The sequence below is a fragment of the Streptomyces sp. NPDC054932 genome, from assembly GCF_053610205.1.
Map to the genome: position 1 here is coordinate 1 of NZ_JBSGXU010000184.1, position 15723 is coordinate 15723.

Below are 15723 nucleotides of genomic sequence, written 5' to 3' on the forward strand. Positions count from 1 at the left end.
CCCGCCACGGCGAGGGGGCGGGGCGCCCGCAGGCGCCCCGCCCCCCGTGTTCCACCGGCCGGACTAGCTCTTGTCCGGGCGGTCCGTCACCCGCAGGGTGTTCAGCAGGGGCTTGCCGAATCCGCTGTGCGTGACGAAGCGGATGTTGAGGACCCCGTCCGTGACCGTGACCGTGTACGTACGGGTCAGGGCCTTGTACGTACCCGCCTCGAGGGAGATGTCCAGGGAGGGCAGGACCTGCGTGCCCTCGGCCAGGACGTCGAAGACGCGCTTGTTCGGCTTGGTGGAGGACAGCTCCGCGAAGCCGAGCTCCACCGTGTAGGTGCCGTTCGGCACGTTGTCGAAGCGGTATTCGTACATGCCCTCACGGGCATTGCGGAACATCCGCTGCTCGTCCGTACCGGCGATGGTGCGGCCGGTGGACTGGATGGTGCCGTTGCCCTGGTAGCCGTAGGAGCCGGCCGTGTACTTGCGGTCCGGGGACCAGGCGTCGCCCAGGGCGTCCGTGCTGCCGTAGCCGGAGCCCGCGTCCACACCGACCTGGTAGCGAGGGACGACGACCTTGACCGGGACGGTGAGGACCGGGGTCCGGCCGCTCGCCGAGGTGATCTTCAGGTCGGCGGTCAGGACCGCGCCCGGGGTGAGGCCGGTCGTGTCCACCGAGAGGGTGACCGGGACCTTCCCGCCGGTCGGCAGGTCGCCTCCGGCCGGCGTGGCCGTCAGCCAGCCCGCGTCCTCGGACACCGTGAACGCCGTGCCGAGGCCCGGGTTGGTGAGTTCCAGGGTCCGCGTGCGCTGCTGGTTCGCCGGGAGGACGACCTCGACGGCCGGCTTGGACGCCGTCACCTTGCCGGTGCGCAGGGACTGCGTCACCGCCGTGACGTCGGCGGCCTTGACGTTGACCGTGGCCGTGGCGGACTCGTACTGGGGCGCGGCCAGCGAGACGGGCAGCGAGCCGGACGGGCTCTGGACGACGTATCCGCCGTCCGCCGCGGTGGTCGCGGAGACCGCCGAGTCACCCGTGCCGACGGTCACCGTGGCGCCCGCGACGCCGTTGCCGTCGTTGGCGTCGAGCACCCGGCCCGCCACCACGCCGCTCTTGGTGGTACGGAAGGCGATGGACAGGCCGTCCGTGATGACCGGGGTGTTGAAGGAGTACTTGAAGGCGTCGGTTCCGGCCGCGTTCTCCACACCGACCGTGGCCGTGGAGCCGCCCTTGATCCCGGTGCCGCCGGTCCCCTTGTAGGAGTACGAGACGGTGCCGTCCTCGCCGATCGTGGCCGAGAAGGAGAACTTGTCGGTCTGCGCCGACCAGTGGGACACCTGGCGCCACTCGATCACGTAGCTGCGGTGCGGGGCAGTGCCGGTGACGGCGGTGAAGACGCCGGAGCCGCTGCCCGCGGCGCCGACGACCAGGTCGTCCCAGAACGGGTAGAGGGCCGCGTTGGGCGTGGCCGTGCTCGGGATGTCCCCGTTGATGTCGCCGGTGTTGTTGCCGCCGAAGCTGACCGTTCCGTTGGTGCCGATCCAGGCCTGGCCGTACGTCTTGCCGTACAGGGGCAGCGGGAAGGGCAGGTCGACGCGCTCGGTGGTGTTGTCACCGGTGAGCGCGAGCTGGCGGGTGCCCTCGGCGTACGGGCGGTCGCCCGCTGCGGCGCAGGCGTAGCCGTAGCCGTCGGTTCGCTCGGGCAGGTTGACCGCGACGGTGGCGTCGCCCGCGACGGTCGCCTTCGCCGTGCCGCCGGTGAGGCAGCGGGAGGCGTGGGTGGCGTTCACGTCGTACGTGCCGTGCGGCAGGGTGACCTCGAAGCGGCCCTGGGCGTCGGCGGTCGCGGTCACCGGGGTGTCCGCGATGGTGACGGAGGCGCCCGCGGCCGGGCCGGCGGCCGAGGAGACGGTGCCGGTGAGCTTGCCGGAGGCCGCCTGGGTCAGGGTGAAGTCGCCGGTGGCGGTGGCGTTCTCGGTCACCGTGGCCGTCGCGGTCTGCTGCCCGTAGCCGAACTTGGCGGCCGTCAGGGCGTAGTCGCCGACCGAGAGGGAGGTGAAGCGGTAGCTGCCGTCGGCCGCGGTGGTCGTGGTGCGGTCGATCGGGCCGTCCGCGGTGATCTTCACGCCCGCGACGGGCTGGCCGCCGGAGCGTACGGTGCCGCCGAGCGAGCCGATGGCGCCGCGCGGGGCGGCGTTCACGGCCGCGAGGACGTCGAGCCGGCCCTCGCCGAAGACGTTGTTGTCGGCGGTGTTGCCACCGCACTGGCTGCTGTCGGTGTCCAGGGCGGTGCCGTCGAGGAGCGACTCGGTCTGCGCGACGTCGCCCTCCAGGGCGGGTGCGGAGGACCAGAGCAGGGCGACGGCGGCCGCGGTGTGCGGGGAGGCCATCGAGGTGCCGGAGAAGGCCTCGTACGCGCCGCCGGGGACGGAGGAGCGGACGTTCACGCCCGGGGCGGCGATGTTCGGCTTGACGATGCCGCCGGGGCCGGCTCCGCGCGAGGAGAACGACGCGATCGCGTTGTTGATGTCGAAGGCGCCGGAGCTGTAGGAGCTGGCGTAGTCGCCGGGTGAGCCGCTGGTGTTGCAGCTCGGGCCGGAGTTGCCGTTGGAGAAGGCCGGGAAGATGCCGGCGGCCCGCCAGGTGTCGACAATCTGCTGGTACCAGGTGTCGCCGCCGCTACCGCCCCAGGAGTTGTTGACGATGTGCGGGGCGAGGTCGGGGCGCGGGTTCTGGCCGCTCGGATCGGTCGGGGCGACGATCCACTGGCCCGAGGCGAGCAGGGAGGCCTCGGAGCAGGAGTTCGACTCGCAGCCCTTGGCCGCGATCCACTTGGCGCCGGGGGCCACGCCGATCTTGTTGGCGCCGCCGTCGTCGCCGACCATCGTGCCCATGGTGTGGGTGCCGTGGTCGTTGTTGTCGCACGGGGCGGCGGTGGTGCAGACGCCCGCGGGGTCGAACCAGTTGTAGGCGTGGTCGTAGGAACCGTCCGCCTTCTTGCCGCGGTACTGGTTGTTCACGGCCGGGTGCGTGTAGTCCACGCCGCTGTCGATGTTGGCGACGACGATGCCCTCGCCGCGCACACCGAGCTGGTCCCACACCTGCGGGGCCTTGATCCGGTCGATGTTCCATTCGATGGCGTCGGCGACGGCCTTCTCCCGCTTGCCCTCGGTGGGCTTGGGGAGCTCGACCTTGTCGTCGGCGTCGATCCGGGCCACCTCGGGCCGCTGCGCGAGGGTCCCGGCGAGCTTCTCGCTGCCGACGACGCGCACGGCGTTCACGATCCAGTACGAGGTGTACTCGGCCCCGGCACCCTGGAGGGCCTTGACGACCTCGGCCTGGCTGCGCGCGGCGTGGTCCTTCTTGATCCGCAGAACCGTTTCGGCCTTGGCGGCACGGGTCTGCTGCTTCCCCGCGGCGGTGAGGTCGGCGGCGCTGTCGATGTACACCCAGAAAGCGGCCTTCGTGGAGCCGTCGAGCTGGGCGCGGAGCTTGGGTTCGATCTTGCGCTCGGCCGCACTCGGTGCGGCGGGACCGGGGTCCGGCGCGGCCGCGGCGACGCCCGCGCCGAGCGGCAGCAGCAGGACCGAGGTGAGGGCGGCGAGCGCCGCGCGTAAGGACCGTGCGGACCTTGTCGGCCTTGTGGGCCTCAAGGCTCGTGAGGACCGGTTGTTGCGTTGGGCCACGTGTTGTCTCCTCGTACGCCGTGTGCGGGTTGTGCGGGAAGGGTGCGCGTGACGTGCGCGGGTCATGGTGAAGGAGAGGTCATGCTCATTACAAGAGGGCCTATTGAGCCGGATCGAGCCGCACCCGGCCCCGGCCGCCGGCCCCCGGCCCCCGGCGCCGCCCCGGCCCCGGCCCCGGCCCCGGCCCCGGCCCCGGCCCCGGCCCCGGCCCCGGGCAACGTCCTCCCGGTGGCCCTTCCCGGCCGCGCGCGCCAGCCTGAAGACATGACTGCGCCCGCCGAGCCGTCCGGAGCCGGTGTCCCGATCGCGTCCGCGCGTGGCCGGTGGATCCTGCTGACCACGGTGCTCGGCTCGACCATGGCCATGCTGGACGGGACCGTGGTGAACGTGGCACTGCCACGCATCGGGGAGGACCTCGACGCCGATCTGGCGGTGCTGCAGTGGACGGTGAACGCCTATCTGCTGACCCTGGCCGGGCTGATCCTGGTCGGCGGGTCACTGAGCGACCGCTTCGGGCGGCGCCGGATCTTCGTACTCGGCGTGGTGTGGTTCGCGGTCGGCTCGCTGCTGTGCGGCATCGCACCGAACGCCGGGGTGCTGATCGCCGCCCGTGCCCTGCAGGGCATCGGCGGGGCGCTGCTGGCGCCCGGCTCCCTGGCCCTGATCCAGGCGTCGATCCGCGCCGAGGACCGCGGGCGGGCGATCGGCCTGTGGTCGGGGCTCGGCGGGGTGGGGGCGGCCGTGGGGCCGTTCCTCGGCGGCTGGCTGGTGGACGGGCCGGGCTGGCGGTGGGTGTTCCTGCTGAACGTTCCGCTGGCCGCGGTGTGCGTACCGGTCGCCCTGCGGCACGTACCGGAATCGCGGGACCCGCAGGCGCACGGGCGGTTCGACGTGGCCGGGGCGGCGCTCGGTGCTGGCTCCCTGGGGCTGGTCACCTACGCGCTGATCGAAGCCCGGTCGGGAGCGGCGGCGGTGATCGTCGCGGCGGTGCTCGGGGTCCTGCTGGGCGTCGCCTTCGTCCTCGTGGAGCGGCGGCGGTCCGACCCGATGGTGCCGCCGGACATCTTCGCGTCCCGACTGTTCACCGCCGTCAACCTCGTCACCCTGTGCGTGTACGCGGCCATCGGCGGGTTCTTCTTCCTCGTCGTGCTCCAGCTCCAGGTGGTGTCCGGCTACTCCGCGCTGGCCGCCGGGGCCGCGATGCTGCCGACGACCCTCCTCATGCTCCTCCTGTCGGCGCGCTCGGGTGAGCTCGGGGAGCGGATCGGGCCGCGCGTCCCGCTCACGGTGGGGCCGCTGCTGTGCGCGGCCGGCACGCTGCTGATGCTGCGGGTGGGGCCCTCGGCCTCGTACGTACGGGACGTACTGCCGGCGATGGTCGTCATGGGCATGGGTCTCGTGGCCCTCGTGGCCCCGCTGACGTCGACCGTGCTCGCCTCGGTGGACCCCGGCCGGGCGGGCCTGGCCAGCGGCATCAACAACGCGGCGGCGCGGGTCGCCGGGCTGCTCGCGGTGGCGGCGCTGCCGCTGCTGTCCGGAATGGGGCCGGAGTCGTACCGCTCGGCGACCCAGTTCGACGCCGCTTTCGGGCGGGCCATGCTCTGGTGCACCGGGGCGTTCGTGGCCGGCGCCGCCCTGGCCTGGGCGACCGTGCGCGCCCCCGCGCCCGAGGCGTGCCACCCCCAGTGCCACACGTACTGCGCGGTGTCGGCCCCGCCGCTCGAACCCCGTGAGGAGACCGGCTGATCCCGTGTGCTGGAGTGCGACGGCCGATCTGGTGGCGGGTACGGTCGTCTGCGCCGTCGGAGTCGTGTGCGTGGCACGGGTGCGGCGGGCCCGCGATTTGCCCGTCGCCGCGCTGCCGCTGCTGCTGGGTGCGCACCAGCTGGTGGAGGCCGCCGTCTGGGACACGGGCGGCGGCTGCTCCCCCGCCGCCACGGCCTGGGCGGTGATCGCCCTGCCCCTGCTGGCGCTCTGGGTGCCGGCCGGGGTCCTGCTGGCGGCCGCGCCCGGGGGGCGCCGCCGCCTGTGGGGGCCCTGGCCGCCGGACTGGGCACCGCCGCGGTGCTCTTGTACTGCCTGGCGACCCGGCCCGTCACCGCCGAGATCCGGGGCCACACCATCGGCTACGGAGTGAATGTTCCGTGGATGCCGGTGGTGCTGGCGGGCTACCTGTTCGCCACTCTGGGCGCCCTGTTGCTCTCGGGTGACCGGCGGCTGCGGATCCTCGGCGCGGTCCTGGCGGCGGGGGCGCTGGCCTGCTCAGCGCTGTGGCGGCTGGAATTCGCCTCCACCTGGTGCGCCTTCGCCGCGGTCGCGTCCCTGCTGGTCCTGGGGTGGGTCCGGCGATCGGAACCCGCCTCCACCGCCACGTGATCGACCGAAAGTTACCTAGACGTATGTAGTGACTTCACACGCGGGCAGCAGTAGAACTCGTTCCCATTCCCCCACGAGTGAGGAACGTCACGTGAGCGACAACGGCCTGCCCAGAAAAGGATCGAACGGGATCTCCCGGCGCGGATTTCTAGGTAGAACAGGTTCTATTATCGGAGCTCTGGCCCTGGCGGGCCACATCACCCCGGCGCAGGCGGCCGCCCCATCCGCCACGATCGCCGACGGCGCCCGCGTACCGGCCCTGGTCATCGGGACCGGATACGGCGGATCCGTCGCGGCCCTGCGGCTGGCGCAGGCGGGCGTGGACGTGCAGATGATCGAAATGGGCATGTCCTGGGACACCCCGGGCCCGGACGGCAAGATCTTCCCGAAGGTGACCAGCCCGGACTACCGGTCCTTCTGGCTCCGCACCCGGACCAAGGCGCCGCTCAGCAACTTCCTCGGCTTCCCCATCGACAAGGACGTCCCCAAGTACACCGGCATCCTGGACGCCGAGGACTTCGCCGGCATCACGGTCTACCAGGGCCGCGGCGTCGGCGGCGGTTCGCTGGTCAACGGCGGCATGGCGGTCACGCCCAAGCGCGCCAACTTCGCCGCCGTCCTGCCGTCGGTGGACGCCGACGAGATGTACGACACCTACTACCCGAGGGCCAACGCCGGGCTCGGGGTCGGCATGATCGACCCGGCCTGGTTCGACACCGCCGACTGCTACCAGTTCTCCCGCGTCGGCCGCAAGCACGCCCAGCGCTCCGGCTTCGCCTGGACCTTCGTGCCCGACGTGTACGACTGGGACTACATGAAGCGGGAGGCCGCCGGCACCGCCACCAAGTCGGCCCTGGCCGGCGAGATCCTCTACGGCAACAACCACGGCAAGAAGTCGCTGGTGCAGACGTACCTCGCCCAGGCGCAGGCCACCGGCAAGGTCGCCATCTCGGCACTGCACAAGGCCACCTCGGTCTCCCCCGCCGCGGGAGGCGGTTACACGGTCACCATCGACCAGATCAACACCACCGGCGACACCGTGGCCACCAAGACCGTGACCGCGGACCGGGTCTTCTTCGCAGCCGGCAGCGTCGGCACCAGCAAGCTCCTGGTCAAGCTGAAGGCCACGGGCGCGCTGGCGAACCTCAACGGCGAGGTCGGCAAGGGCTGGGGCGAGAACGGGAACGTCATGTGCGGCCGCGCCAACCACATGTGGGACCCGACCGGCAAGCTCCAGTCGACCATCCCCTGCTCCGGCATCGACAACTGGGACGCGGGCGGCGCCTTCGCCGAGGTCGCACCGCTCCCGACCGGCATCGAGACGTACGCGTCGTTCTACCTGTCGATCACGAAGAACCCGAACCGCGCCGAGTTCACCTGGAACGCGGCGACGGGCAGGGCCGACCTGAGCTGGCAGACGGCCTGGAAGCAGCCGTCCATCTCCATGGCCAAGACCATCTTCGACAAGATCAACTCGAAGGAGGGGACGATCTACCGGACCGACCTGTTCGGCGGCAACAAGATCTGGAACGACACCCTCACCTACCACCCGCTCGGCGGTGCGGTCCTGAACAGGGCGACCGACAACTACGGCCGCCTGCACGGCTACACCGGCCTGTACGTGATCGACGGCGCGCTCATCCCCGGCAACGCGAGCGTCAACCCGTTCGTCACCATCACGGCGCTCGCCGAGCGCAACATCGAGAAGATCATCGCCACCGACCTCCAGTAGGGCCGCGTCCTCCCCCCAGCGGCCGGGGCCGTTCGGTTGTCACCGAACGGCCCCTTCGTCATGCGCATCGCGCCCGCTCAGTGCCCCGGCAGCATGCACACGCTGTCGAGCCCGAGCACGTGGTTGAGCCGGCCGAAGGCCAGCCAGGACCCGATGCTCATCGTCAGCTCCACGATCTCCAGCTGGCTGTAGTGCGCGGTCATCCGGTCCCAGAACTCCTCGTCGAGCCCGTGGTGGTCGAGGGTGTACCGCTCGGCGTACTCCGCCGCCAGCCGGGTGCGCTCGTCGAACGCATCGGTCGTGCGCCACTCGGTGACCGCGTCGGCGAACTCCTCCTCGACCTTCTCCCCCTCCCGCTCGGTGCGCCAGTCGAGGCAGAAGACGCACCCGTTGATCTGCGCGACGCGCAGCCGGGCCGCCTCGAACTCGCGCAGTCCCAGGGTGGTGTGGGCGTACACCGACAGGGAGAAGTTCGCGGCGGCCATGCCGATGCCGGGGACCATGTCGCCCCACACGTACTCGATCGGGTGCTGGCCTTCGGGGATGTCGATCCTCATGACGGTTTCCTTCCGAGTCTGCCGACGGCGGGGCGCAGCGGGATGTCGAGGGCGTCGTAGAGTCCGGGCTGCGCCTCGGCGAGCCAGTCGATGGCGCCGACCAGGCGGCCGACGGCGGTGGCGTTGCCGCCGGCCGAGCGGTTCTCGCCCTCGTCGGTGGCCTCGATGGTGACCTCGATGCGGGGGCGGCCCTCGATGACGACCCGGTGGGCGCCGTCGCCGCCGTCGGGCGGCACGGGCCAGTCCGGTGCGCAGGAGGCGTGGATGCGGGTGACGTGCTCGATGACGATGCGGGGCTCGCCCTCGACGATGCCCTGGACCTCGAAGCGGATCGCGCCCTGGGTCCCCGCCTCGAACTCGCCCATGGTCCTGGTGGTCACCGTGGTCTCGAGCGCGCGGCGCTCCGTGGTCTCGCGGATCTCGTCGAGTTCGACCCCGAGCGCCCGGGCCATCATCCGTATCTGCCCGCCCCACACCATGGTGGGGATCGAGGGCATGAGCATCATCGGCTCGTGGTCCATGGGCTGGCCCATGCCCACGAGGTAACGGACGGAGTCCGGCTGGTCGTAGGTGGAGTAGTCGAAGATCTCCTGGCAGCGGATGGCGTCGATGGTGGTGCCGAGTCCGCTGATCAGGAGCGGGAGGACGTCGTTGCCCCAGCCGGGGTCGACGCCGGAGGCGAAGAGCGAGCCGCCGCCCTCCGCGACGGCGGCGAGCACCGGGTCGCGGAACTCGGGCGGGGCGCTGCGGTGGTCGTAGAGCGGGTACAGGGCGGGGCTGACGACGACCGCCCCGGACCGGACGGCCCGGGTGATGTCGGCGAGGGCCTCGTCGGGCCGGACGTCCCCGGACGCGGCGTACACCACGGCCCGGGGTCGGGCGGCCAGTACGGCTTCGATGTCGTCGGTGGCCTCGACCCCCAACAGGCGGTCTAGTTCGCCGAGTTCGCCCGCGTCGCGGCCGACCTTGGCTGGATTGTGGACGATGACTGCGCAGAGTTGGAGCGCGGGATGGGCCTCGACGGCACGGATCGCCAGACGGCCCACGTTGCCGGTACCCCAGACAACCGTGGAAATCATGCGCGGAGGGTAGCCACCGGGCCCTTACGTTGCCAGAGCCGCGCGGCCTGAACTCGTCGGCGCCCGGAGGTTACTGGTTCTGGGCGCCCAGGACGAAGAGGAGGTAGACGAAGAAGGCGAAGAGGTGACCGACGAACAGGTAGGCGATCAGCCGGATGATCAGGCCGCGCGGGAACTTGGACTCGAAGCGGGCCCGTATGGTCGCGGGCTTCTCGGCTTGGGACATGGGTACGGCTCCTCCGCTATCGGTGGTGCGTGGTCGTGGGTGTGGTGGGCGCGGGCGGGTTCGCGGGCGCGGTGGTGGCGGCGCCGCCGAGGCAGAGCCCGGCCAGGCTGCTCTGCAGCAGGGTGTGGACGAAGAGCAGGTCGGCCCCGCCCGAGGAGGCCGCGCCGATCCGGTGCGGCGTGAGGGAGTCGAAGTGCGCGCTGTCCCCCGGCTCCAGCAGGTGCTCGGCCTCGCCCAGGTGCAGCCGCAGCCGCCCGTCCAGGACGTACAGCCATTCCTCGCCGGGGTGTACGCGCACCAGCTCGCCCTGGCTGCGGCCGTGCGGCACGTGCACGCGCAGCGCCTGCATCCCCCGCCCCGAGCCGCCCGCCTGCCAGTACGTCCATCCGTCCGCCTCGCGGGCGCCCGGACCACCGGCCCGTACGATGGGATCCGCGACGGCGGGGGTCTCGCCGAGCAGCTCGGACACGGTCGTGCCGTAGGTGCGGGCGAGCCCGAGGAGGAGCGGCAGCGAGGGCTGGCGCCGGCCGGTCTCCAGGCGGGACAGGTGGGCGGGCGAGAGCCGGGCCCGGGCGGCGGCGGCCTCCAGGGTGAGTCCGGCACGGCGGCGCAGCTCGCGCAGTTGCGGTGCCACGGCGGGCAGCTCGTCCGCCGCGTCCTCGGGACCGGGGGCAGGACCGGGTTTCATGCCCCGATTGAGCCAGAATCTTGCCTGCCTGGCAAACCGTCTTACCTCTGAGGCAAATCCAGGGTGGGCGGGACGGGGACGGGGACGGCTACGACGCGGCGAGCACCGTCTCCACGGTATCGGCCTGCTCCGCGACCTTGTCCGGGCGGTGCCTCAGCACCCGCGCGAAGCGCAGGGCCACGCCCGCCGGGTAGCGCGAGGAGCGTTGCAGACCGTCGTAGGCGATCTCCACCACCAGCTCGGGCCGCACCCGCACGGTGAAGCCGTCGTCCGAGGTCGCGAGCGCCCGCAGGGCCCCGGTCTGCCAGCGCAGCATCTCGTCGGTGAGCCCCTTGAAGGTCTTGCCGAGCATGGCGTAGGTCCCGTCGGCGGCGCGTGCCCCCAGGTGCAGGTTCGACAGCAGTCCGGTGCGCCGTCCGTGGCCCCACTCGGCGGCGAGGACCACCAGGTCCAGGGTGTGCACCGGCTTCACCTTGAGCCAGTGCTTTCCGCGCCGGCCAGCCGCGTAGGGCGAGTCCAGCGCCTTGACGACGACCCCCTCGTGACCGCGGCGCAGCGTCTGCGCCCAGAACTCCTCGGCCTCGGCCACCTGCTCCCCCGGGTCCGGCACGGCGAGGCGGCGGACCCGCGCGCTCTCGGGCACGAGCGCGGCGAGGGCCTCGTACCGCTCGCGGACCGGGAGGTCGAGGAGGACGTCCTCGCCCACCACCAGGACGTCGAAGAAGCAGGGGACCACCGGAAGCGTGCTCCGGGCGGCCCCGACGTCGATCCGGGACCCCACACGGCTCGCGATCTCCTGGAACGGGACGGGGCGGCCGTCCGCCGACCGGCCGATGACCTCCCCGTCGAGGATGAACCGCTCCCCCGGCAGCGACCGGGCCAGCTCCGCCACCTCCGGGAGCCGCTCGGTGATCTCGTCCAGGGAGCGCGTGTACACCCGTACGTTGTCGCCCTCGCGGTGGACCTGGACGCGGATGCCGTCCAGCTTCTCCTCCACCGCGCACGGCCCGAGCACGGCCAGGGCCTCGGCGACCGACTTCGCCGTGCCCGCCAGCATCGGCTGTACGGGCTGCCCGACGCGCAGGGTGACCGCGCGCAGCGCCCCGGCGCCGTCGGCCAGTACCGCGGCCGCCACCCGGGGCAGCGAGCCGTCCAGCATCACCGCCCGGCGCAGTGCGGCGGCCGGTACTCCGGCGGCCGCGGCCACCCCCTCCAGAGCCACCGCGTCGAGCGCGCCCTGGCGCACCTCGCCGGACAGCAGGCTGCGCAGGAACACCTGCTCGGCCGCCGTGGCCCGGCCCAGCAGGGTGCCGAGGATCCGGCTGCGCCGCTCCACCGAACCGGCGCCGCGGGTGGCGGCGAGTTCACCGACCGCGGCGTCGACCTCGCGGACGGTCAGGCCGGGCTCCGGTGCCGGCTCGGTCTCCTGGCCGAGCGTGCGCCAGCCGATGCCCGGGCGGCCCTGCGGCAGGCGTCCCGCGAGGTAGGAGATGACCAGGCCGGCCTCCTCGGGCGGCGCCGCGGCGAAGAGCTCGGCGAGCAGGGCGGTCTTGCGGGACCGGGCGGAGGTCTCGGCGACCTGCCGGGACACGCGCGCGACCTCGGCCAGCAGCATGCGGCCATCCTCCCGCCCCCGGACGGAGCGCGCAGGTCGACGGGCGTGTACCGCGGGTGCGGTACACGCGGGGCGCCGCATGCTCCTTGAGGAGGTGGGCGGTTCCGCCTGTGGGTGCTCGGAGCCCGGGTGGCGGCCCTTTAGGGTGCCCGTATGAAGCTCCGAATGCCCCGGCGCCGCCGAGACCGCCTGCTCGCGGGCGCCGCCGCGCTCGCCGTCGTGGCGGGGGCCGGTACGTGGACGGCCGCGTCCGCGTCCGGCGACGCGTCCCCCGTGCACCGCCAGGACCAGGTCGTGAACATGCCCGGCGCCGCGATCGACACCTCCTATTTCACGGCGGGCGGGGGGAAGGGAAGCGGTGACGGCGGTGGTACGGAGAAACGTCCCGCCGTGCTCCTCGGGCACGGTTTCGGCGGCAGCAAGGACGACGTCCGCGCGCAGGCCGAACGCCTCGCCCGTGACGGGTACGCCGTCCTGACCTGGTCGGCGCGCGGCTTCGGCCGCTCCGAGGGCCGGATCGGTCTGAACGACCCCGCATACGAGGTCAAGGACGTCTCCCGGCTCATCGACTGGCTCGCGGCCCGGCCCGAGGTGCAGCTCGACGCGGCCGACGATCCGCGCGTGGGCGTCTCCGGGGCCTCCTACGGCGGAGCGGTCTCGCTGCTCGCGGCCGGACACGATCCGCGGGTGGACGCGATCGCCCCGCAGATCACCTACTGGAACCTCGCGGACTCCCTCTTCCCGAACGGCGTCTTCAAGAAGCTGTGGTCCGGCATCTTCTTCACCAGCGGGTCGACCGACGCAATGCAGCAGGCCGTACCGGGACAGCGGCCCGGTCCGGCGGCCGCCGCGCCCGGCTGCGGGCGGTTCCAGCCCGAGCTCTGCGCGATGTACGAACGCGTCGCGGTGGCGGGCAGGCCCGACGCCGAGGCCCGCGCCCTGCTGGAGCAGCGCAGTCCGTCGGCGGTCGGTGACCGGATCAAGGTGCCGACCCTCATCGTCCAGGGCCAGGACGACTCCCTCTTCCCGCTGGACCAGGCCGATGCCATGGCCCGGGCCATCGCTGCGAACGGCGCGCCCGTCTCGGTGGACTGGGCGGCCGGCGGGCACGACGGCGGCATGCGCGAGGCCGACCGGGTCGAGGCCCGGGTGGCCTCCTGGTTCGACCGCCACCTCAAGGGGGACGAGGGCGCCGACACCGGCCCGGCGTTCCGGGTCTCGCGCTCCGGCGGCATCGACTCCACCGACGGCGAGGTCACGCTGCGCGGTGCGAGCTCCGACCGCTACCCGGGTCTGGCTTCCGGTCCGGTCGACTTCCCCCTGACGGGGCGGGAGCAGACCTTCGCCAATCCGGCGGGCGGCGCGCCTCCCGCCCTGTCCTCGCTGCCGGGCATCGGCGGGCAGCTCGCCGCCTTCGGGGCCGGTCTCTCGCTGGACTTCCCCGGGCAGAACGCCCGGTTCGAGTCCGCGCCGCTGGCCGAGGACGTCCGCATCACCGGCAGCCCGACCATCACCCTCAAGGTGAGGTCGACAGCCGCGGACGGTTCGGCCGTCCTGTTCGGCAAGGTGTACGACGTGGGGCCCGACGGCCGGCAGCAGGTGCTGCCGAGCCAGCTGGTCGCCCCGGTACGGGTGGAGAACGCGCAGGAGGGCGCGACCGTGAAGCTGCGGCTGCCCGCGATCGACCACTCCGCCGCGGCGGGACACCGGTTGCTGCTGGTGGTCGCCGCGACCGACCTCGGCTACGCGACACCGGCGGCGCCCGCCGCCTACACCGTCGCGGTGGAGGGCCCGCTGGCCGTGCCCGTCGCCGCCGGGGTGAGCACCGGCGCGACCGGGCTGCCCGCCTGGACCTGGTGGCTGCCGCTGGGCGCGGTGGCGCTGGCCGCGGCGCTGCTCGGGATCCGCCGCACCGGACGGGGATCCGCGGGAGCGCGGCCGGGCGCGGCGCAGCCGGAGGCCGCACTGGCCGACGTACCCCTGCAGATCACCGGACTGACGAAGCGGTACGCGAAGGCGCAGGACCGGTACGCAGTGAAGGACCTGTCCTTCCGTGTGGAGAAGGGGCAGGTCCTGGGCCTGCTCGGACCCAACGGCGCAGGGAAGACCACCACCCTGCGCATGCTGATGGGGCTGATCTCGCCGGACGCCGGGGAGATCCGGGTGTTCGGGCACGCGGTGCGGGCGGGCGCGCCGGTGCTGTCGCGGGTCGGCGCCTTCGTGGAGGGCGCCGGCTTCCTCCCGCACCTGACGGGCCGCGCCAATCTGGAGCTGTACTGGCAGGCCACCGGCCGCCCGGCCGGGGATTCGCACATGGCGGAGGCCCTGGAGATCGCCGGGCTCGGCGACGCACTGGAGCGCGCGGTGCGCACGTACTCGCAGGGCATGCGCCAACGGCTCGCGATCGCGCAGGCGATGCTCGGGATGCCGGACCTGCTGATCCTCGACGAGCCGACGAACGGACTGGACCCGCCGCAGATCCGGGAGATGCGGGACGTGATGATCCGCTACGCCGCGGGCGGGCGGACGGTCATCGTCTCCAGCCACCTGCTGTCGGAGGTCGAGCAGTCCTGCACGCACCTGGTGGTCATGGACCGCGGGCAGCGGGTCGCGGCGGGCGAGGTCTCCGAGATCACCGGTGGCGGGGACACCCTGCTGGTGACGCTGGCCGAGCCGGCGGACGAGGTGAGCGTCGAGAAGGTGGCGGCGCTGGAGGGAGTGGGTTCCGTGGTGGTCGCCGACGACGGGCTGCTCGTCCGGCTCGAAGGTGCGACGGCCGCGGGGCTGATCGCCGAACTGGTACGGCTGGAGGTGCCGGTGACCGGAGTGGGACCGCACCGGCGGCTCGAGGACGCGTTCCTCACCCTGATCGGAGGTGCGGCATGAGTACGGTGACGACGGCGACGACGGCGCGGGAGGTGGCCCCTGGCTACCGGGCGAGCCGCACGCTGCCGCTGCGCGTGGAGGCCCTGCGGCAGTGGCGCCGACGGCGGACGCTGGTGATGGGCGGGGTGCTGGCCGCACTGCCCTTCATCATGATCATCGCCTTCGCGGTGGGCGGCGGGCCGGACGGCCGGCGCGGCGGGGGCAACCGGATCACCCTGATCGACACGGCCACGGCCTCGGGGGCGAACTTCGCCGCGACCTGCCTGTTCGTCTCGGCCGGCTTCCTCCTGGTGGTGCCCGTGGCGCTGTTCTGCGGGGACACCGTGGCCTCGGAGGCGAGCTGGTCCTCGCTGCGCTATCTGCTGGCCTCGCCGGTGCCGCGGGCCCGGCTGCTGTGGAGCAAGCTGGTGGTGGCGCTCGGCTTCAGCCTGGCGGCGATGGTGCTGCTGCCGGTGGTGGCGCTGGCGGCGGGCACGGTCGCGTACGGGTGGGGGCCGCTGAAGCTCCCGGCGGGCGGGGCACTGGCGGCCGGGGACACGGTGCCGCGGCTCGCGCTGGCGGTCGCCTTCATCTTCGTGTCGCAGCTGGTGACGGCGGGGCTGGCGTTCTGGCTGTCGACGCGGACGGACGCGCCGCTGGGCGCGGTGGGCGGGGCGGTCGGCCTGACCATCGTCGGCAACGTGCTGGACGCGGTGACGGCGCTCGGCTCGTGGCGGGAGTTCCTGCCCGCGCACTGGCAGTTCGCGTGGGCGGACGCCCTGCAGCCGCAGCTGGAGTGGGGCGGGATGGTCAAGGGGACGGTGGTGTCGGTGTCGTACGCACTGGTGCTGTTCGCCCTCGCCTTCCGCGGGTTCTCCCGCAAGGACATCGTGTCCTGAGGCCCGCGCCACGC

12 protein-coding genes are annotated in these 15723 nt (G+C 72.8%); 6 read left to right on the top strand and 6 right to left on the bottom strand.

Annotation, left to right across the window (positions count from 1 at the left end):
• Positions 1–63: 63 nt before the first annotated feature.
• Positions 64–3672 (bottom strand): S8 family serine peptidase, encoded by a 3609-nt coding sequence (locus ACWGE1_RS33415; protein WP_453424202.1) that lies wholly within the window; start codon positions 3670–3672, stop codon positions 64–66.
• 264 nt (positions 3673–3936) lie between these two features.
• Here ACWGE1_RS33415 and ACWGE1_RS33420 point away from each other — a divergent pair, with 264 nt between their 5' ends.
• The 4 genes from ACWGE1_RS33420 to ACWGE1_RS33435 all read left to right on the top strand — a co-directional run bounded on the left by ACWGE1_RS33420 (position 3937) and on the right by ACWGE1_RS33435 (position 7780).
• Positions 3937–5418, top strand: a complete 1482-nt coding sequence (locus tag ACWGE1_RS33420) for an MFS transporter (RefSeq protein ID WP_453424203.1) — start codon at positions 3937–3939, stop codon at positions 5416–5418.
• 4 nt (positions 5419–5422) lie between these two features.
• Entirely contained in the window at positions 5423–5809 is a 387-nt protein-coding gene (locus ACWGE1_RS33425; protein WP_453424204.1) for a DUF6629 family protein, read from the top strand.
• The gene (locus ACWGE1_RS33430) at positions 5737–6048 is read left to right on the top strand and encodes a DUF6629 family protein (protein ID WP_453424205.1); all 312 of its coding nucleotides are present in this window, start codon (positions 5737–5739) and stop codon (positions 6046–6048) included. Before ACWGE1_RS33425 ends, ACWGE1_RS33430 begins: the two co-directional genes overlap by 73 nt.
• Positions 6049–6139: 91 nt before the next feature.
• The gene (locus tag ACWGE1_RS33435) at positions 6140–7780 is read left to right on the top strand and encodes a GMC oxidoreductase (protein ID WP_453424206.1); all 1641 of its coding nucleotides are present in this window, start codon (positions 6140–6142) and stop codon (positions 7778–7780) included.
• A 77-nt stretch (positions 7781–7857) separates the two neighbouring features.
• On the opposite strand, the gene ACWGE1_RS33440 is transcribed toward ACWGE1_RS33435, so the two are convergent.
• The 5 genes from ACWGE1_RS33440 to ACWGE1_RS33460 all read right to left on the bottom strand — a co-directional run bounded on the left by ACWGE1_RS33440 (position 7858) and on the right by ACWGE1_RS33460 (position 11945).
• Positions 7858–8337, bottom strand: coding sequence for a carboxymuconolactone decarboxylase family protein (locus ACWGE1_RS33440; protein WP_401282257.1), 480 nt, complete (start codon positions 8335–8337; stop codon positions 7858–7860).
• On the bottom strand, positions 8334–9416 hold the full coding sequence (locus ACWGE1_RS33445) for an NAD(P)H-dependent amine dehydrogenase family protein (RefSeq protein ID WP_453424207.1): 1083 nt from the start codon (positions 9414–9416) through the stop codon (positions 8334–8336). The genes ACWGE1_RS33440 and ACWGE1_RS33445 overlap by 4 nt, the downstream gene beginning before the upstream one ends.
• A 70-nt stretch (positions 9417–9486) precedes the next feature.
• Entirely contained in the window at positions 9487–9642 is a 156-nt protein-coding gene (locus ACWGE1_RS33450) for a DUF6126 family protein (protein WP_453424208.1), read from the bottom strand.
• 16 nt (positions 9643–9658) lie between these two features.
• The gene (locus ACWGE1_RS33455) at positions 9659–10330 is read right to left on the bottom strand and encodes a helix-turn-helix domain-containing protein (protein ID WP_453424209.1); all 672 of its coding nucleotides are present in this window, start codon (positions 10328–10330) and stop codon (positions 9659–9661) included.
• Between the two features lie 88 nt (positions 10331–10418).
• Positions 10419–11945, bottom strand: coding sequence for an ATP-dependent DNA ligase (locus tag ACWGE1_RS33460; RefSeq protein WP_453424210.1), 1527 nt, complete (start codon positions 11943–11945; stop codon positions 10419–10421).
• Between the two features lie 153 nt (positions 11946–12098).
• On the opposite strand from ACWGE1_RS33460, the gene ACWGE1_RS33465 reads away from it, so the two are divergent.
• Both ACWGE1_RS33465 and ACWGE1_RS33470 read left to right on the top strand, forming a co-directional pair.
• Complete coding sequence (locus tag ACWGE1_RS33465; RefSeq protein ID WP_453424211.1) at positions 12099–14831, top strand: alpha/beta fold hydrolase; 2733 nt, start codon at positions 12099–12101, stop codon at positions 14829–14831.
• Positions 14828–15709 (top strand): ABC transporter permease, encoded by an 882-nt coding sequence (locus ACWGE1_RS33470; protein ID WP_453424212.1) that lies wholly within the window; start codon positions 14828–14830, stop codon positions 15707–15709. Before ACWGE1_RS33465 ends, ACWGE1_RS33470 begins: the two co-directional genes overlap by 4 nt.
• Positions 15710–15723: the final 14 nt, after the last annotated feature.